At 48.6% G+C, this 17821-nt stretch carries 18 protein-coding genes; all 18 read left to right on the forward strand.

From position 1 onward, the window contains the following. The first annotated feature begins 19 nt into the window (after window positions 1-19). The 18 genes from ACWGXJ_RS00875 (at window position 20) to ACWGXJ_RS00960 (ending at window position 17754) form a co-directional block, all read left to right on the forward strand. Window positions 20-1171 (forward strand): acyltransferase, encoded by a 1152-nt coding sequence (locus ACWGXJ_RS00875; protein ID WP_452565946.1) that lies wholly within the window; start codon window positions 20-22, stop codon window positions 1169-1171. Between the two features lie 343 nt (window positions 1172-1514). Continuing rightward, on the forward strand, window positions 1515-2720 hold the full coding sequence (locus tag ACWGXJ_RS00880) for an ATP phosphoribosyltransferase regulatory subunit (RefSeq protein ID WP_069290796.1): 1206 nt from the start codon (window positions 1515-1517) through the stop codon (window positions 2718-2720). Continuing rightward, window positions 2717-3358: an ATP phosphoribosyltransferase gene (gene hisG / locus ACWGXJ_RS00885; RefSeq protein ID WP_452565947.1), complete on the forward strand. Its 642-nt coding sequence runs from the start codon at window positions 2717-2719 to the stop codon at window positions 3356-3358. Before ACWGXJ_RS00880 ends, hisG begins: the two co-directional genes overlap by 4 nt. A 72-nt stretch (window positions 3359-3430) precedes the next feature. Further along, entirely contained in the window at window positions 3431-4744 is a 1314-nt protein-coding gene (gene hisD / locus ACWGXJ_RS00890) for a histidinol dehydrogenase (RefSeq protein ID WP_452565948.1), read from the forward strand. Next, on the forward strand, window positions 4728-5336 hold the full coding sequence (gene hisB, locus ACWGXJ_RS00895) for an imidazoleglycerol-phosphate dehydratase HisB (RefSeq protein WP_069292045.1): 609 nt from the start codon (window positions 4728-4730) through the stop codon (window positions 5334-5336). Before hisD ends, hisB begins: the two co-directional genes overlap by 17 nt. Window positions 5337-5339: 3 nt before the next feature. After that, window positions 5340-5969 carry an imidazole glycerol phosphate synthase subunit HisH gene (hisH, locus tag ACWGXJ_RS00900; RefSeq protein ID WP_069290799.1) on the forward strand — a complete coding sequence of 210 codons (630 nt, stop codon included), beginning with the start codon at window positions 5340-5342 and terminating at the stop codon, window positions 5967-5969. 95 nt (window positions 5970-6064) lie between these two features. After that, window positions 6065-6796 carry a 1-(5-phosphoribosyl)-5-[(5-phosphoribosylamino)methylideneamino]imidazole-4-carboxamide isomerase gene (gene hisA / locus ACWGXJ_RS00905; protein ID WP_452565949.1) on the forward strand — a complete coding sequence of 244 codons (732 nt, stop codon included), beginning with the start codon at window positions 6065-6067 and terminating at the stop codon, window positions 6794-6796. Between the two features lie 11 nt (window positions 6797-6807). Continuing rightward, the gene (gene hisF / locus ACWGXJ_RS00910) at window positions 6808-7566 is read left to right on the forward strand and encodes an imidazole glycerol phosphate synthase subunit HisF (protein ID WP_452565950.1); all 759 of its coding nucleotides are present in this window, start codon (window positions 6808-6810) and stop codon (window positions 7564-7566) included. After that, window positions 7563-8294, forward strand: coding sequence for a bifunctional phosphoribosyl-AMP cyclohydrolase/phosphoribosyl-ATP diphosphatase HisIE (gene hisIE / locus ACWGXJ_RS00915; protein ID WP_254351799.1), 732 nt, complete (start codon window positions 7563-7565; stop codon window positions 8292-8294). Before hisF ends, hisIE begins: the two co-directional genes overlap by 4 nt. A gap of 36 nt (window positions 8295-8330) precedes the next feature. Then, complete coding sequence (gene hisJ / locus ACWGXJ_RS00920) at window positions 8331-9155, forward strand: histidinol-phosphatase HisJ (RefSeq protein ID WP_452565951.1); 825 nt, start codon at window positions 8331-8333, stop codon at window positions 9153-9155. A 236-nt stretch (window positions 9156-9391) separates the two neighbouring features. Beyond that, window positions 9392-11161, forward strand: coding sequence for a tetratricopeptide repeat protein (locus ACWGXJ_RS00925; protein ID WP_452565952.1), 1770 nt, complete (start codon window positions 9392-9394; stop codon window positions 11159-11161). Between the two features lie 39 nt (window positions 11162-11200). Further along, window positions 11201-12154 carry a thioredoxin-disulfide reductase gene (trxB, locus tag ACWGXJ_RS00930; protein WP_013308252.1) on the forward strand — a complete coding sequence of 318 codons (954 nt, stop codon included), beginning with the start codon at window positions 11201-11203 and terminating at the stop codon, window positions 12152-12154. 292 nt (window positions 12155-12446) lie between these two features. Continuing rightward, the gene (locus ACWGXJ_RS00935; RefSeq protein WP_452565953.1) at window positions 12447-13397 is read left to right on the forward strand and encodes an ROK family glucokinase; all 951 of its coding nucleotides are present in this window, start codon (window positions 12447-12449) and stop codon (window positions 13395-13397) included. Window positions 13398-13463: 66 nt separating this feature from the next. After that, window positions 13464-14363, forward strand: coding sequence for an RNase adapter RapZ (rapZ, locus tag ACWGXJ_RS00940; protein WP_013308254.1), 900 nt, complete (start codon window positions 13464-13466; stop codon window positions 14361-14363). Window positions 14364-14375: 12 nt separating this feature from the next. Then, window positions 14376-15362 carry a gluconeogenesis factor YvcK family protein gene (locus ACWGXJ_RS00945; protein ID WP_452565954.1) on the forward strand — a complete coding sequence of 329 codons (987 nt, stop codon included), beginning with the start codon at window positions 14376-14378 and terminating at the stop codon, window positions 15360-15362. A 5-nt stretch (window positions 15363-15367) separates the two neighbouring features. Then, the gene (gene whiA, locus ACWGXJ_RS00950) at window positions 15368-16312 is read left to right on the forward strand and encodes a DNA-binding protein WhiA (protein ID WP_061830212.1); all 945 of its coding nucleotides are present in this window, start codon (window positions 15368-15370) and stop codon (window positions 16310-16312) included. A gap of 136 nt (window positions 16313-16448) precedes the next feature. Continuing rightward, window positions 16449-16718 carry an HPr family phosphocarrier protein gene (locus ACWGXJ_RS00955; RefSeq protein ID WP_013368811.1) on the forward strand — a complete coding sequence of 90 codons (270 nt, stop codon included), beginning with the start codon at window positions 16449-16451 and terminating at the stop codon, window positions 16716-16718. 274 nt (window positions 16719-16992) lie between these two features. Next, window positions 16993-17754, forward strand: coding sequence for an SIMPL domain-containing protein (locus ACWGXJ_RS00960; protein WP_452565955.1), 762 nt, complete (start codon window positions 16993-16995; stop codon window positions 17752-17754). Window positions 17755-17821: the final 67 nt, after the last annotated feature.

The following is a 17821-nucleotide window of genomic DNA, read 5'->3' on the forward strand; positions in this document are numbered from 1 at the left end:
GATATGGGAGCGTGTTGATTTGGTCAAAAAAGAACGTATACCAGAGCTTGATATTTACCGGGGAATATTAATTGCAGCCGTTGTTACCATTCATGCGACTTCAATGGCTTTAGTTGATGCGCGTCATTCTCTATTGTTTTATCCTTTTTTATTTTTAAATATGTTTAGTAGCTTTGCAGTGCCAGTATTTATTTTTGTGAGCGGGTTTGTTTTATTTTACAATTATGTCGATAGGCCGCTTCGTGGTAAGAATATGCTTGTGTTTTTCCGAAAAAGACTGATGTTTATTGTGTTACCGTACGTTTTGTTTTCTCTTGTGTATTATTTGACCTTGGTAACACGCGGGTTAATGCCGCTCAGTGATCTTCCACTCGTGCTGTTAACGGGTAAGGCGTATACGCATTTGTATTATGTCATCATCATCATCCAATTTTATTTGGTCTTCCCGCTGTTGTTGTGGGGAGTGCAGCGCTTATGTCATTGGATATCGAGTCCACGGAGAGCAGCCTGTATCATTTTGGCAGTAGGGTTAGTCATTCAATGGGGATTCGTATTGCTGAACAAATACGTTTGGCAAGAGGAAAGAGGAAGTCTTGCGATTACGTATATCAGTTATTTTGCCTTGGGCGCAGCTGTAGCGATTGGATATGAAGGGTTTAAAAAGTGGCTTTTTCCAGTGTCAGGTACAGTAATTAGACGTGGTCAGTTGATCAGTTGGTGGGGGTTGTGGGCGGCTTGGCTACTCGTGGGTATAGCTTATGTACAAATATGGTTTGTAGCATATCGCAAAGGCATCTATGCAGACTCACTGATCTATGAACTACTCCGTAATGCACATGCCCTCGTATCTGCATTAGTGTTGTTTCAGTGCTCGGTTTTATTATATCGTCATACTAATGATAGGCTGCGAATGTTAATCAGTTGGTTGGGGGCATGTTCTTTCGGTATTTATTTACTTCACCCGGCGTTACTGCGGGTGTATCGCAAGTTAGATTTGCATGGAACACCGATAGAATATATCTTCTCCGTTGCCGGTGGATGGTTGTTGGCGCTGTTTGGCTCATGGCTGATTGTGACGCTGTGTTTTCGATATGTTCCATTTGCATGGATCGGTTTGGGCACGGTTCCGAAGTTTCCTTCCCGGAGTAAAGATGAACAGGTGAATAGCTAAATATTTTGATTTGGACTGTTAGCTTAAAGCTGGCAGTCTTTTTTTTAGAGTATAGAATTTATAAAAATTTTCAGTGGAGCTGAACAACTCTATATGCACAAAAAAATTAACGTAGGCGCGGTCTTGCTCCGTGAAAATACGTTGATAGATGTTTTTCATATAGGATTCATGTATTTTGCATTGGATAAAATATAGAGAGGGGCAGCAGCTTGGCGAATCTGTAAAAAAGGGCTGCGCCGTTCGGTTGACGTTCACAAGTAGAGCATGATAATATATCGAATATACTTTAGTTTGTTAGCACTTTACCATGATAAAGATATTGTAAAATCATGAGGTGATAGAGATGTCTAAGCCAAAAGGATTTGAGATCCCTGTAGGGGTTCGAGATTATCTTCCGCGTGCAGTGTCGAAGCTGCGGGCCATTGAACTGAATGTACTCGAATGCATGGAGCGTTGGGGTTACCGCCAGATTATGACGCCTACGATGGAATACTACGATACGGTGGGAGTGGCTAGTTCTACTTCCGATCGGAAGCTGTTTAAATTACTCAATAACCGGGGGACCACGTTGGTGCTGCGATCGGATATGACCGCTCCAATTGCACGGGTGGTATCTTCGTTGCTAAAGGAAGAGGAAGTACCTCTCCGACTTTCCTATCACGCAAATGTATTTCGGGCGATTGAGGAAGAGGCAGGAAGAGAAGCGGAGTTTTTTCAGACGGGTGTGGAACTGGTGGGTGATGATTCGCCTGAGGCTGATGCAGAAGTTGTAGCATTGGCAATTGCATCATTACAGGCAGCAGGGGTGACCTCTTTTAAAATTGCGATGGGGCATGTGGGATTCCTGAACGGCTTATTTGAGGAAATCATTCCAGGCCGCCAGGCTGAACAACAAGCGCTAAAGGAACTGTTGCTCAGTCGTGATGTAGTGGGCTACCGAACAGCGATCGAAGCTTTGGGCTTGGCATCCGAACATCGGGATAAGTTGGAAGCTATTCTTCGGTTGCGCGGTGGAAAAGAAATTTGTGACCAGGCTACCCGTCTTAGTGTGGAGCAGCAGACGATTCAATCCATTGCACATTTGTGCGAGGTGTGGGAAGTGCTGGAGGCTTACGGCGTATCTGAGCATGTGTTAATCGACCTTACCATGATCGGGGATTTTTCATATTATACAGGAATGACTTTTGAGGGCTATGCGGCGGAGATTGGGTTCCCGGTATGCAACGGAGGCCGCTATGACAATCTGCTTCAGCAGTTTGGTCGATCCGTACCTGCAACAGGATTTGCATTGAAAACGAACCGGATCGTCGATGGTGTGGATGGTATTCAAATGGAGGCGAAGCTTCCTATACTTATCCGCTATGACGAACAGGGACGCCAAGAGGCGTTATCCGTAGCGGCACAGCTACGCGCAACAGGTCTTACTGTGGTGACAGGGCTCACGGACGGACCGGAAGATCGACGTCGTGAGCAGCAGGGCCTGTACGCAGAGGTATACAGCTATACAGCTGAAGGAAGACAGCCAGTACAAAGGAGGGAATTGCCGTGACGGAAACATTGAAGGTAGCCATGCCAAAGGGACGGATTTATAAGCAGGCTTCTGAGCTATTTCGCCGAGCGGGGGTTCCCATTCCGCTGGATGTGGACGAGACGCGCAAGCTGGTCATCCCACTGCCCGAACTGGGCATGGAATTTATTATGGCGAAGCCCGTTGATGTTCCTACGTATGTGGAGTACGGGGCGGCGGACATTGGCATTGTGGGCAAGGATGTTTTGCTGGAAGAAAACAAGGATGTGTATGAACTGCTGGATCTGGGGATTGCCCGTTGTCGGATGTCGGTGATTGCTTTACCAGATTGGCAGCCAGGTATTCGTCAGCGGGTCGCTACAAAATATCCGAATGTGGCTTCCCAGTATTTTCGGGAGCAAGGCCAGCAGGTGGAGGTTATTAAGCTGAATGGCTCCATTGAGCTGGCGCCGTTAATTGGTCTGGCAGACCGCATTGTTGATATGGTAGAAACGGGGCAGACCTTGCGGGAGAATGGATTGGTCGAGCAAATCAGCATACTGGATATTACCAGTCGTCTGATTGCCAATCGGGTCAGCTACCGGATGAAAAACAGCTCGATTCAGGCATTGTGTGATCGATTGCATCAGGTGATTCCAAATGCGGTGATACCCCGGTAGTAAATGGACTAAAGGAATAAGCCAATGGTTAAAGGGGCATTCTGCAAGCTGCAAGTAAGGGGGAATGGACAAATGAAGATCGTATCAGCCCGTGATTTCAGTCTCCAACGGGAGGTGGATTACGGCACACCTGAGCAAAATGAGGCTGTGCGTACCATTATTCAGTCGGTACGCCAAGAGGGGGATGAGGCTGTCCTGCGATATACGCAATCGTTTGATGGTGTATCGCTGACAGCAGAGCAACTTCGTGTGACGGAGGAAGAATTGAAGGCGGCATATGATAAGGTAGAGCCTTCTTTTTTACAGACGATTCGAGAGGCGGCGGATAATATCCGTGCTTTTCACGTGAAGCAAAAACGTAATTCGTGGATGGACTTACAGCCAGATGGTAGCTTGCTCGGTCAAATTATCCGACCGTTGAAACGTGTAGGCGTGTATGTTCCGGGCGGTAAAGCAGCCTATCCATCCTCAGTGCTGATGAATGTCATTCCCGCTCAGGTGGCTGGTGTACCGGAGATTGTCATGGTGACACCCCCGGCGACAGGCGGCAAGGCAGGGATAGATCCATATACACTGGTAGCTGCGGCAGAGGCTGGTGTAACGGAAATATATAGGGTTGGCGGAGCGCAGGCGATCGCCTCTCTCGCTTACGGAACACATAGCATTGAGCCAGTCGATAAAATTTGCGGTCCCGGCAACATTTATGTAGCGCTGGCGAAGCGCGAGGTGTATGGCGCGGTGGATATCGACAGTATAGCGGGACCAAGTGAAATTGTCGTGTTGGCTGACGATACAGCAAATGCCTCTTATGTAGCAGCTGACCTGCTTTCACAGGCAGAACATGACGAAATGGCCTCAGCCATACTGGTTACGCCTTCGCAACGCTTGGCCGAAGAAGTATCAGTTGAAGTACAGCGCCAATTGGCGGAGCTGCCGCGCAGAGATATTGCTGCTGCATCGGTGGAGGCATATGGGGCTATCATTGTCGTCGACACTTTGGAAGAGGGCATCCATATTGTAAACCGACTGGCGCCGGAACATTTGGAAATTATGACAGAGCAGCCGATGGAGCATGTGGGTCTGATTGAAAACGCGGGAGCTATTTTCCTGGGAGCATACAGCTCGGAGCCAGTAGGCGATTATTTTGCCGGACCTAACCACATTATCCCGACGAATGGAACGGCGCGGTTTTCTTCGCCAGTGGATATTGATGATTTTATCAAGAAGTCGAGTATGATCTATTACAGCAAGGAAGCACTGCTGCGCAATGGAGAGACGATTATGCAGCTTGCCCGCCATGAAGGACTGGAAGGACACGCACGGGCGATACAAGTTCGATTGGACAATGAAAAGAAGGCGGTGGATGGCGATGGGGAACGAAAATAACGTAACAGAACGTACAGGCAGCGTCAGCCGAAAGACGAACGAAACGGATATTCAGCTATCTTTTGCAGTAGACGGCACAGGGCAAGCTGAGATTGAAACGGATGTTCCGTTTCTGAATCACATGCTGGATTTGTTCACCAAGCACGGACACTTTGACCTGAATGTACAGGCCAGAGGGGATGTTGATATCGACGATCATCATACCGTAGAGGATATTGGTATTTGTCTGGGGCAAACCTTGCTGGAAGCGTTGGGTGATAAAAGAGGAATCAAGCGCTATGCCAGCGTCTTTGTACCGATGGATGAGGCGCTCGCGCAGGTTGTCATTGATCTGAGTAACCGCCCTCACTTTGAGTATCGTGCGGAGTATCCGTCACAGCAGGTAGGGAGCTTTTCGACGGAGCTGGTGCATGAATTTTTGTGGAAATTTGCGTTGGAGGCTCGCATGACGCTACACGTCATCGTTCACTACGGGCAAAATACCCACCATATGATTGAGGCGGTGTTCAAAGCGCTGGGACGTGCACTGGATGAAGCGACATCCATTGATCCGCGGGTGACGGGAGTGCCTTCAACGAAGGGAGTGCTGTAGTCCATGTCTATTGCTATTGTGGATTACGGCAGAGGCAATCTGCATAGTGTGAGCAAGGCCGTTGAACGTCTTGGCTATGAGGCTGTAGTAACGGGAGATGCCCAAGTGATTCGTTCCTCCAGCGGTGTGATTTTGCCAGGTGTAGGGGCATTCGGGGACGCTATGGAGCATTTGCGTTCCAGCGGATTGGATCGGGTAATTCAGGAGGTTGCCAGCGCTGGACAACCACTGCTCGGTGTTTGTCTAGGAATGCAACTGTTGTTCACTCGTGGTGAAGAATACGGCAGTCACGAAGGGCTTAATATTTTACCAGGCGAGGTCGTTCGATTTGCTCCTGATCTGGGGGTTAAAGTGCCGCATATGGGCTGGAATCGTCTGTGTATGATTCAGCCGGACCACCCGTTGTTACAGGGCTTGGAGGAAGGACATGTGTATTTTGTGCATTCCTATCATGCGAAGCCGGAGGTCGAAAGTGACCTGCTGGCGGTGACCGATTATGGCGGGCCCGTAACAGCTATCGTGGGCAGAGGCCATGTATATGGCATGCAGTTCCACCCAGAGAAAAGCGGGGCAATGGGGATGCGACTGCTTCGTCAGTTTTTGGAACTAGCGGAAGTGGAAAAGCGAGCGTAACGATTCGTGAGTATGCAGTTGGTGGTACGCCCACTTTGGTCGTTGATGGATGTAAAGGCATATAGATGTTGAATAGCTCACAAGGGGGTCATACTTTGTTCACGATATACCCGGCGATTGATATTCGCAATGGCAAATGTGTACGACTGGTACAAGGAGATTATAACCAGGAGACGATATACAACGAAAACCCGGTGGAGGTTGCCCAAGAATGGGAGCGTTTGGGCGGCTCCTACATTCATTTGGTTGATTTGGACGGTGCTAAAGCAGGTCAACCGGTGAACGATGAGCTCATTGGGCGCATCGCTTCTGCGGTGCAAGTGCCTGTACAAGTGGGTGGCGGCTTGCGTACACGTGAACATGTAGAGCGACTGTTGTCGCTGGGCGTGAGCCGTGTGATCTTGGGTACGGCAGCGATTGAGGACCGTGCTTTTACGGAAGCGGTATTGGGTACCTACGGTGATCGGATCGCCATTGGTCTGGATGCACGGAATGGCTATGTGGCCACGCGCGGATGGCTTGAAACCTCGGAGGTTCGAGCGGACGAATTGGCTGCTGAGTTGGCCTCCAAGGGAGCTGAAACGTTCATTTTTACAGACATTTCCCGCGACGGAATGATGCAAGGCCCGAATGTGGAGGCGATCGTAGCGCTTGCGAAAAGCAGTCGACGAACCGTGATCGCTTCCGGCGGTGTCAGCAAGATGGACGATCTAATCACGCTGAGCACCTATGCGAAAGAGGGTGTAGGCGGTGCTATTGTGGGTAAGGCATTGTATACGGGCAGCATTGATTTACAGGTCGCCGTACAAGCTGTAGCAAAGGCATAGGGGGAGTAGGCATGCTGGCTAAACGTATTATTCCCTGCTTGGATGTAAAGGATGGCAGGGTGGTTAAGGGCGTTAATTTTGTGAACTTACGCGATGCAGGCGATCCGGTGGAATTGGCGGCACTTTATGATCGAGAAGGGGCGGACGAAATCGTATTTCTGGATATTTCTGCTTCAGTTGAAGGGCGTGCCACCATGGAAGAAGTAGTTCGTCAGACAGCCGGGGAAATTGCCATTCCTTTCACCGTAGGTGGCGGGATATCTCATGTCGATGATATGAAACGCATTTTGCGTGCCGGAGCTGATAAAATCGGCGTAAATACGGCAGCTGTCCGTAACCCTCAGTTGATTGCGGAGGGTGCGCGCAGCTTTGGCTCACAATGTATCGTTGTTGCCATTGATGCCAAGTACAACGAGGCGTGGGACGAGTGGGAAGTGTATACACACGGAGGTCGCACGCCATCTGGTATCCGAGCCTTGGCCTGGGCCAAGGAAGCTGAACAGTTGGGAGCCGGTGAGATTCTGCTGACCAGCATGAATGCGGACGGAACCAAGGACGGCTTTGACCTGCCACTGACTTCTGCGGTATCGGATACCATCGGGATTCCAGTTATCGCTTCTGGCGGAGCAGGCAAACAGGAGCATTTCTATGACGTGTTTACGGCGGGCAAAGCGGATGCTGGATTAGCAGCAACGATTTTTCATTATAAAGAAATAGGAATCCCTGAGCTAAAACGGGATTTGAAGCGCAGAGGAGTGGAGATACGATGAGCAACGAATTGAACCAACAGCTATCTCTGGAGCAGATACTGGATAATGTACGCTGGAATGAGGCAGGACTTGTCTCGGCGATTGTGCAGGATGATGCTACGCTTCAGGTGCTTACGCTGGCCTACATGAACCGCGAGTCGCTGAAACTATCTTTGGAGTCGGGAGAGACCTGGTTCTGGTCACGTTCAAGACAGGAGCTGTGGCACAAGGGGGCTACTTCGGGGAATACGCAAAAAATCACCTCCATCCAGCTGGATTGTGACGGTGATGCCCTGTTGGTACGTGTCATTCCGAGCGGTCCTGCCTGTCATACAGGAGCAACGAGCTGTTTTTTTCGTAATATTTCCGCGCCAGGAACCGCTGTAGCACCTGTTGCAGGAAAAGCAGGAGACCACACGTTGGTAAATGGTGTTTCCAGTGCTTCAGCAGACCGCTTTGAGGTACTTGCCCAGCTGGAGGCGATTATTAAGGAGCGCGAAGAGACACGTCCTGAAGGGGCCTACACGACTTATCTTTTTGATAAAGGTGTAGACAAAATCTTGAAAAAGGTTGGCGAAGAAGCATCCGAGACAATCATTGCCGCCAAAAATAAAGATAATGACGAACTGCGCCTGGAGGTCAGCGATTTGATTTATCACCTGCTGGTGCTGTTGCAGGAGCGTAAGCTACCGCTCGATGACGTGCTGGCTGAGTTGAATCGCCGCCATGAACGTCCTCGTCGTGATTAGTACGGTTTGTTGTAGTGTTGAAAGGGGGGGAGCCGCATGAAAATTGACTATCATACGCATCACGCCCGCTGCGGGCATGCCATAGGGAGTCTGGAAGAGTATGTGCAGCAGGGAATTCGGCTAGGGCTGGATCAGCTCGGCTTGTCCGATCACATGCCACTACTGCATGTAAAACCGGCTGACTATTACCCGGAAATGGCAATGCCTATGGAGGAGCTGCCCCGATACGTGGAAGAATGTTTGGAACTGAAGGAACGTTTTAAAGGGCAAATTGATATTCGTGTTGGCTTGGAAGGCGACTACATCGAGGGCTGGGAACGAGAAATCGAAGACATCATCACCGCGTATCCCTGGGATTATGTGATTGGTTCCGTCCATTTTCTCGGTGAATGGGATGTCACGGACTTCCGTCAGGTACACCATTGGGAAGGCAAAAATGTGCTTGAGGTGTACCGCACGTATTATGATGCGGTTTCCAAGGCGGCAGCTACCGGTTTGTATGACATCATGGGTCATTTGGATGTCATTAAGCGCTTCGGCTATCATCCGAGGCCGGAGGAAATGGAGGAGCTGCGTGAACTGGAGCGTGCCGCAATTTCAGCCGTTGCCCGTAGCGGTCGGGCGATGGAACTGAATGCATCAGGGCTTTCGAAGCCCTGTGCCGAGATGTTCCCGAGCCGCCGCATGCTGGAAGAAGCTTTTTCGCTAGGCATCCCGCTGACCGTAGGATCGGATGCTCATGATCCGGCGAAGCTGTCCGAGCACTTGGAGAAGGCACGCGCGCTTCTATATGAAGTCGGCTATCGCGAGCTTGCCGTATTTCAGCATCGCGAGCGCTCGCTGGTGCCGCTGATGCTTTAATTATTACGTTTATTGGGCTAAGTATCATTTCCAGTGGTTAGCCGAACGCTCTCTATTTCTACAGGGAAAAAGCGCTCGGCTATTTAGCGTATTCTTATATACATATCTATAGGTATACAAGAGTGTATCCGATTTTTGGAATGAGGCAGGATCGACTGTCAAGTCGTTTTGAAGTTGTGGTATACTGAAGGGTATGAACATGCCAGTTACTTTTAAAGGAGGTGCCTTGGTTATTTATGAAAGGGAAACATCTGCGAGTATCGGAACCTAGCCCTAAAATTATTGCTTTGCGTTTCGACGCATCTTTCTTTTTTGAGAAAGCTGTGCGCTCGCTTGATCGCAATCATTATGACAAGGCATTGAAATATTTTCGCAAAGCCGTTGAATATGAACCGGATAATCCGGTGAATCATTGCAATATGGCGGGTATATTATCAGAGATGGGGGATTATGCAGGTTCGAATGAGATCCTGTCCTCTGTTCTGAGTGACGTAGACTCGTCGATGACAGAGTGTTATTTCTATATGGCGAATAATTACGCTAATATGGAGCAGTTTGAAGAAGCGGAGAAAGCATTGGTCACGTACCTGGAGGAGGACGAAGAAGGCCAGTTTCTTGATGAAGCGGAGGAAATGATGGAGCTGCTCTATTATGAGCTGGACCGTCCAACGAAGCTGAACCGCATTAAGGCCCGGCAGGGAGTAGTAGAGCATGATCAGGCTCGTGTCCTGCTGGAGGAGGGGAAATTTGCTCAGGCAGCCCAGTTGCTCAAGCAAATTTCAGAGGAACAACCGGATATGTTCGCTGCGCGGAATAATCTGGCGCTGGCGTATTACTACATGGGATTGTTCCAAAATGCTAAGGCTACCATTATTCAAGTGCTGGAAGATGAGCCGGGTAATTTACACGCATTGTGCAACTTGGCGATCTTTTATCAGCACGAAGGCGGCGGCCCGGAATTGGATCGTCTGGTGCAGACTTTGGCGGTTACTATACCGTTTCAGGAGGAGCAGGTATTCAAGCTGGCGACCACTATGGGGATTCTCGGACGCCATGAGGAGGCCTACAGACATTTCCGCAGGTTGCTTCATGGCGATGGAGAGAACAATGCGGATGCTTCTTTGTACCATTACACGGCGGTAGCTGCTAGCAATACCGGAAGATATGCGGAAGCTCGGCGGTTGTGGAGTCATTTGCAAAAGCAGGATGCTTCCTCGGAAGTTCCGCGGTTTTTCCTGTCCCGACTGGAGGAACTCCAGCGGGAGGGTACACCGCTGCAAGTGCTCAGCTATCATTATCATCTCCCGTTTGAGGAGCAATTCCGCATGTGGGAGAAGTTTGGTGCTGACCAAGTGCCTGACAGTATGAAGAAGGACCCGCTAATCCGGTCATCCTTCTTCTGGGCCTTGCGCCACGGGGATCGGGCGACTCAGCTTCAGGTCATTCAGGCGTTAAGCTTGATCGGTGATGATGAGGTGCGTCAGGCACTGGAGTCCTTCGTAGAAGACCCGGACCAGGAGGATGAACTGAAACGCCGTGCCTTGCAAGTATTGCAAGAGCTGGTGGAGCAGGGTGAGCAGAAAATGTACCCGGAAACGGAACATTCTGATCAGTTGGAGGTTGAGAACGATCCGCATACAATTGAAGGTGGTGTATCTGCTTCCCCGGTCGATCCACAATGGCAGGCAGTGCTGGATAAGGTACTGACCGTCATGAGCAAGCCATCAGATCCGGCCATGCAGCACGATTTGAGATCGCTTTGGCTGGAGTATTTGGATCGGCTTGCCCCGGAAGTTCCGATGGTTCAGCATACTGAGGGATGGGCAGCGGCGCTGGAATATTTGACAGCTAAAATGCATCATCATTCAGTCACCTATCAGGAAGTAGCCGATCGTTATGGTATTTCCGTATCGACCGTAAGCCGCTATGCACGCCAGATTGACAGCGTGTGTGGTATCAAACAGAAGCTGAAGCAACCGCTCTCCACGTTTAAAAAGCAGGTCTGAGACCTGCTCCAAACATCACTTAAAGGAGGCAACAAACGTATGTATAAATCCATAATTATTGGTACAGGTCCTGCAGGCTACACAGCCGCTATTTATTTGGCACGCGCTAACATGAATCCGCTGATCATTGAAGGGATGCAGCCCGGTGGGCAGCTTACTACAACGACCGAAATTGAAAATTTCCCGGGTTTTGAGCAAGGTATCCTCGGGCCTGAACTGATGGATAATATGCGCAAGCAGGCTGAACGTTTTGGCGCTGAATTTACTTCCGGTTGGGTTGAGGAAGTGGATTTCAGCAAACGTCCTTTTAAAGTGAAGGTAGAGGGTAAAGGCATCATTGAGGCGGAGTCGGTCATTATTGCTACAGGTGCGTCCGCCAAATATCTAGGCATTCCGGGCGAGCAAGACAATGTAGGTCGCGGAGTCAGCACGTGCGCAACTTGCGATGGCTTCTTTTTCCGCGGGAAAAAGATTGTCGTGGTTGGCGGTGGCGATTCAGCCATGGAGGAAGCGAGCTTCTTGACCCGTTTTGCTTCCAGTGTAACCTTGGTCCATCGTCGCGATGAGTTGCGGGCGTCCAAAATTATGCAAGATCGTGCGCGTGAGAACGAAAAAGTACATTGGGCATTAAACCGGACTCCTCTGGAAGTTGTAACGGGAGAAGCTGGCTTAAAGGGTTTGAAGGTACACAATAATGAGACCAATCAGGATGAGCTGATTGAGGTAGATGGCGTATTCGTAGCCATCGGTCATACACCGAACACAGGTTTCCTGAACGGACAAATCCATACCGATGAACACGGCTATATTGTAGTGAAGCCAGGCACAACAGAAACGAATATCCCCGGAGTTTTTGCCTGTGGGGATGTACAGGATAACCGTTACCGGCAAGCTATTACGGCTGCGGGAACGGGCTGTATGGCGGCTATGGACTGCGAGAAGTATCTCGAAGGCAGTGCTGTTCACGACTGGAGCGAAACACTGGATCAATAAAAGAGTGACTATAGTACACAAAAAGGCTAGCAGGAGAGCGAAGGAAGCCTCTGTTATGCCGTATCTTTTGTTCAGGAAGAGAAAGCCTGCTGCGTTTGCACAGGCTTTCTCCTTTTTATGGGTGCATGAGGTTAAAAGTTCCGCTAATCGTACACTTTTCAACAAGGAAGTGTCCTTGACCGTAACGGGGGCTTCAATTATAGTTGGAACGTAGGAATACTATTATGAAGTAGGAATTGTAATCGTATATTTCATACCAGGTTTTTAAGTAAACACAAAGGTGGCTTGGAACATGTCTGAAAGTATCTATGTAGGTGTCGATTTGGGCGGTACCGCGATTAAAGTCGGCATTTGTAATGAAAACGGACAGCTTTTGCACACATATGAGGGACCAACCGAAACCGATAAAGGTGTAGACGTTGTCATCGGTAATATCGAAAAATATGTGCGGCATATTGTTGAGCAATCTCCTTATGAGTGGGATCAACTAAAGGGTGTCGGTGCAGGCGTTGCAGGTTTTACGAATGTTCGTGATGGTATTATTGTCCTCGCTCCTAATATTGGCTTTCGTGACGTACCGATCCGTGCGCTCCTAGAGAACCGGATTGGCAAGCCTGTGAAAATAGACAACGATGCGAATGTTGCTGCGCTGGGTGAGGCTTGGGCTGGTGCAGGCAAAGGCATAGAAAACTGCGTATGCTATACCCTGGGAACAGGCGTAGGTGGCGGTATTATTATAAACGGTAAAATATACCAAGGTTCTTCGGGCATGGCCGGAGAAATTGGCCATATCAGCGTCGTACCTGATCTGGAGGCTATTCAGTGTGGATGCGGCAAAATGGGTTGCTTGGAAACTGTATCTTCCGCAACAGGCATCATTCGTATGGCCAAGGACGCTGTGGAACGTGGCGACCGGACCTCTCTGGCGCTGGAAGATCAAATTGCTGCCAAGGAAGTATTTGATGCTGCTAAAGCTGGAGATGAAGTCGCGCTGCGTATCGTGAACCGGGCTGCCTTTTATTTGGGGAAATCCATGGCAGCGGTTGCCGCTGTGCTTAATCCAGAGTTGTTTATTATAGGCGGCGGTGTTTCTAAAGCAGGCGACTTTTTATTTGAAGAGATGCGTCGCGTATACGCCAAGTTGGTACCTGAACCGCTTCAAAAGGGTGTATATATCGTACCAGCGGTGTTAGGCAATGACGCAGGTATCGTAGGGGCTGCAGGGTTGCTGCTACGCTCCTGATTCACAGGTTATTGATAATACGGGTACTGGTATAGAGCGAAGAAGCAAAAGGAGAGGGAAGTCCATATGACAGACAACCTAAAAAATGCTGCGCCGTGGGCAACGCTCATTATTATTACGGGGATGTCAGGCGCAGGGAAGACCATTGCGGTTCAGAGCCTGGAAGACTTGGGCTTCTTCTGCGTTGATAATTTGCCCCCTGTACTGATTCCCAAATTTGCCGAGTTGATTGAGCAGTCGAACGGTAAAATAGGCAAGGTGGCACTCGTAATTGATTTACGCGGACGAGAATTTTTCACTGCCTTGTCGGAATCTTTGAATTATATTAAAGATCATTTTACGATTCATTGTGAAATTTTATTCTTAAATGCGAATGATGGCGTTCTCGTACAGCGATATAAGGAAAGCCGTAGACGTCATCCGTTGGCTCCAGACGGCATGCCTTTGGATGGGATTCGGTTGGAGCGCAAGATGTTGGAAGAACTAAAAAGCTCAGCTACACAGGTTATTGATACAAGTGTGATGAAGCCTGCAACCTTAAAGGCGAGGATTATTTCACGATTTTCTCATTTGGAGAGCAGTATGCTTTCCGTGAACATTACTTCTTTTGGCTTCAAGTATGGTATTCCCATTGATGCCGATCTTATATTCGATGTGCGCTTCCTGCCTAATCCCCACTACGTGGACCAACTACGTCCCCACACGGGACAGGATAGCGATGTATATGATTATGTCATGAAATGGCCCGAGACTCAGGCATTCTTGACCAAGTTGCTGGATATGTTACACTTTTTGATTCCGCAATATCGCAAAGAAGGCAAAAGCCAGGTCATTATTGGCATTGGCTGTACTGGCGGTAAGCATCGTTCTGTTGCAATATCGGAGTATTTAGGAAAAATGCTGGGTGCCAGCGAGACAGAATCTGTTTCTGTTTCGCATCGGGATGCTGATCGGGACCGGCATTAATGAGGTGAAATCATGAAAGAGACCGGATCACAACGGGAGCGCCCACGTATTGTTGTTATGGGCGGCGGAACCGGCTTGTCCGTCATGCTGCGGGGCTTAAAGCAAAAGCCGCTAGATATTACGGCTATTGTTACAGTCGCTGACGATGGCGGAAGTTCCGGGATTTTGCGCAGTGAGCTGCAGATGCCCCCTCCAGGGGATATTCGCAATGTGCTGACTGCCTTGGCTGACGTGGAACCAGTGATGTCAGATATGCTGAAATACCGTTTCGGTGCGGGATCAGGATTGTCAGGCCATAGCCTGGGTAATCTGATTTTAGCAGCGATGACCGATATATCGGGAGATTTCGTAACGGCGGTGCGTGAGCTTAGCCGTGTATTTGCTGTCCGGGGACGTGTGTTGCCGGCAGCCGAGGAAGGCGTTGTGCTAAGCGCCGAGATGGAGGATGGCACGGTGATTACCGGGGAGTCCAAGATCCCGGAAGCGGGCGGACGAATCAAACGCGTCTTTCTTGAACCGACTCACGTGGAGCCGTTGCCTGAGGCTGTAGAGGCCATTAATGAAGCCGATGCGATTTTGATTGGCCCCGGCAGTCTATATACCAGCATATTACCAAATTTGCTTGTACCTAAACTCGCTGAAGCTGTAGTAAAATCAGACGCTATCAAAATATTTGTCTGTAACGTTATGACCCAGCCTGGGGAAACTGATGGTTATACGGTAGGAGATCACCTGCAAGCTATTTTTGAGCATGTAGGGCATCATCTCTTCGACTATGTCATTGTAAATAACGGAGAAATTCCACCCCAAGTACAGGAAATGTATGCCGAGCAGGGAGCCAAGCCAGTTCAAGTAGACATGGGCGAGCTGACCGACCGGGGATATAAAGTGGTGGCAGATACATTAGTTCTGTTCCGCACGTATTTACGGCATGATGCCGACAAATTGAGCCAGCATATTTACCAATTGGTACAAAACTGGGTATTAAGAAGGAGGTGAGTCCCTTGTCCTTTGCGGCACAAACGAAAAAAGAGCTTACGATGATTGAAAGCCAGTCCTGCTGTGAGAAAGCGGAACTATCTGCACTTATACGTATGCTCGGATCCGTACAACTGTCGAATAAAAGGGTGATATTGGACGTGTCCACAGAAAATGCCGCGATTGCAAGGCGGATTTACTCCTTGATCAAGAAGCATTTTCAACTTCATATCGAACTGCTTGTACGGAAAAAAATGCGCTTGAAAAAAAATAATGTGTACATTGTCCGTATTCCCAATGGTGTGCAGCAACTGCTGAAGGATCTTTATATCGTCACAGAAGGTTTCTTGTTCACTGACGGGATTAATCGGGATATCGTTCGGAAAAACTGTTGTAAGAGGGCTTATTTGCGGGGCGCCTTTATGGCAGGTGGCTCTGTCAACAATCCTGAAGGATCGTCTTACCACCTTGAAATTTCTTCGATGTATGAGGAGCATTGTCAGGCACTCGTTGATCTTGCGAATGAATTTCATCTAAATGCTCGCTGTATTGAGCGAAAAAAAGGTTTTATTCTCTACATCAAGGAAGGCGAGAAGATCATTGAGCTGCTTAGCATCATTGGGGCGCATCAAGCCTTGTTCAAATTTGAAGATGTACGCATTATGCGCGATATGCGCAATTCCGTAAATCGCATTGTCAATTGTGAAACGGCTAATTTGAACAAGACGATCGGAGCTGCTGTCCGGCAAATTGAGAATATTAAGTTGCTGGAGAGGGAAGTTGGTTTGGAGACCTTGCCGGATAAACTGCGTGAAGTGGCAGAAATTCGGCTCGCTCATCCCGATTTGAATTTGAAAGAAGTCGGGGAAATGCTTAAAGGGGTCGTGAGTAAATCGGGTGTAAATCATCGGCTTCGCAAAATTGATGAGATGGCTGACAAAATTAGGGGCGAAAATGGCCTGATTCCGTAAAAAGAGTGTCCATGGGGCTTTTAGCCCCGGTTTTTTTAGTTTTTTTTCTAGTGTCTGTCCCGGGTTAATGTTATAATGTGATAAATAAAATGGAGTAAGTAGTGTCCAGATTTATTTGATGAGGGGGTAAGCTGACATGTCAAAACATCCGGTAGTCGTACGCTTGAAAACAGGACTGCACGCCAGACCTGCTGCGTTGTTCGTACAGGAAGCGAATAAATATTCATCTGAGATTTTTGTGGAAAAAGAAGACAAAAAAGTTAATGCCAAGAGTATCATGGGTATTATGAGTCTTGCCATCAGTACAGGTACTGAAATCAATATTAGTGCTGAAGGTGCGGACGCCGAACAGGCTGTAAACGCTTTAGTAAGTCTGGTTAGTAAGGTAGAGCTGGAAAATCAATAAACAAAGATTTGCTTTGTAATATGGTGTATGCTCTTAGTGAAAAGCCCCCTTTGGGGCTTTTTTTTGTATCCAGAAAAAAGTCTTCGAACGCTCCTCCGTTAACTGTTCTATGTGTGGATTTGTTGAATATAGAGACCGTATTAAGTTCAAGTTATAAATAATTAAAATTTCCATGGTCATGCTCTGTTTCGGAAATATGTATGCTTGGCTGCAACCTTTTTCCGTCATTTCCGTCTGGAAGGTACAAACATTTACAAGAAAGAGGTTGAATTCAATGAGACTTTGGACAAAAACAGTAGCCACGGCAGTTCTCGCAGGAGCATTAATGGCAGGGGGAGTAGCAGGAGGATTATGGACAGGGGCAGATCGTGCCTATGCTGCGTCAACAGCTTCGACGGTAAACGGTGTAATTAATGTGACTGGAAGCGGGGAAGTATTGGCGAAGCCCAATATTGCTTATCTCTCTATCGGTGTACAATCAGAAGGGAATACGGCAGCCGCTGCTCAAAAAGCCAATGCTACAAAATTGAACAAGGTTACACAACTGCTGAAAGAAAAGTGGAGCATCAGCGCAGATGACATTCAGACCAGCCAGTTTTATGTACAGCCTAACTACACCTATAACGAAAAAGAAGGGCAAAAGCTCAAAGGGTACACTGCGAACCATACACTTTCCGTCAAATACCGCAATTTGGATAAAATCGGTCAGTTGTTGGATGAGGCGACCAAGTCCGGAGCCAATAACGTAGATAATGTACGTTTTTCCGTGGAAAATCCTTCGACTTATGAAGAAGAAGCCATTACTAAGGCATTGGGAAGCGCACAATCTAAAGCCAGTGCTGTAGCTAAAGCAGCCAAACGCGGGTTAGGTGCCCTTGTGAGTGTGACGGTAGATGGCGGAGAAGCACAAGTCTTTACACAACGTGAAAATGCCATGTCAAAATCGCTCTTGGACGTAGCAGGTGGCGGGACAGAGATCCAATCGGGACAAGTAACAGTGAAAGTTCAGGTGTCGGCTCAGTACGAAATGAACTAATACAGATCATCAAACGAAGCCACAAGCGGCCTGCATCATGCGTAGGCTGGCTTGCTGGCTTTTTTTG

It is taken from the genome of Paenibacillus sp. S33 (genome assembly GCF_053615415.1).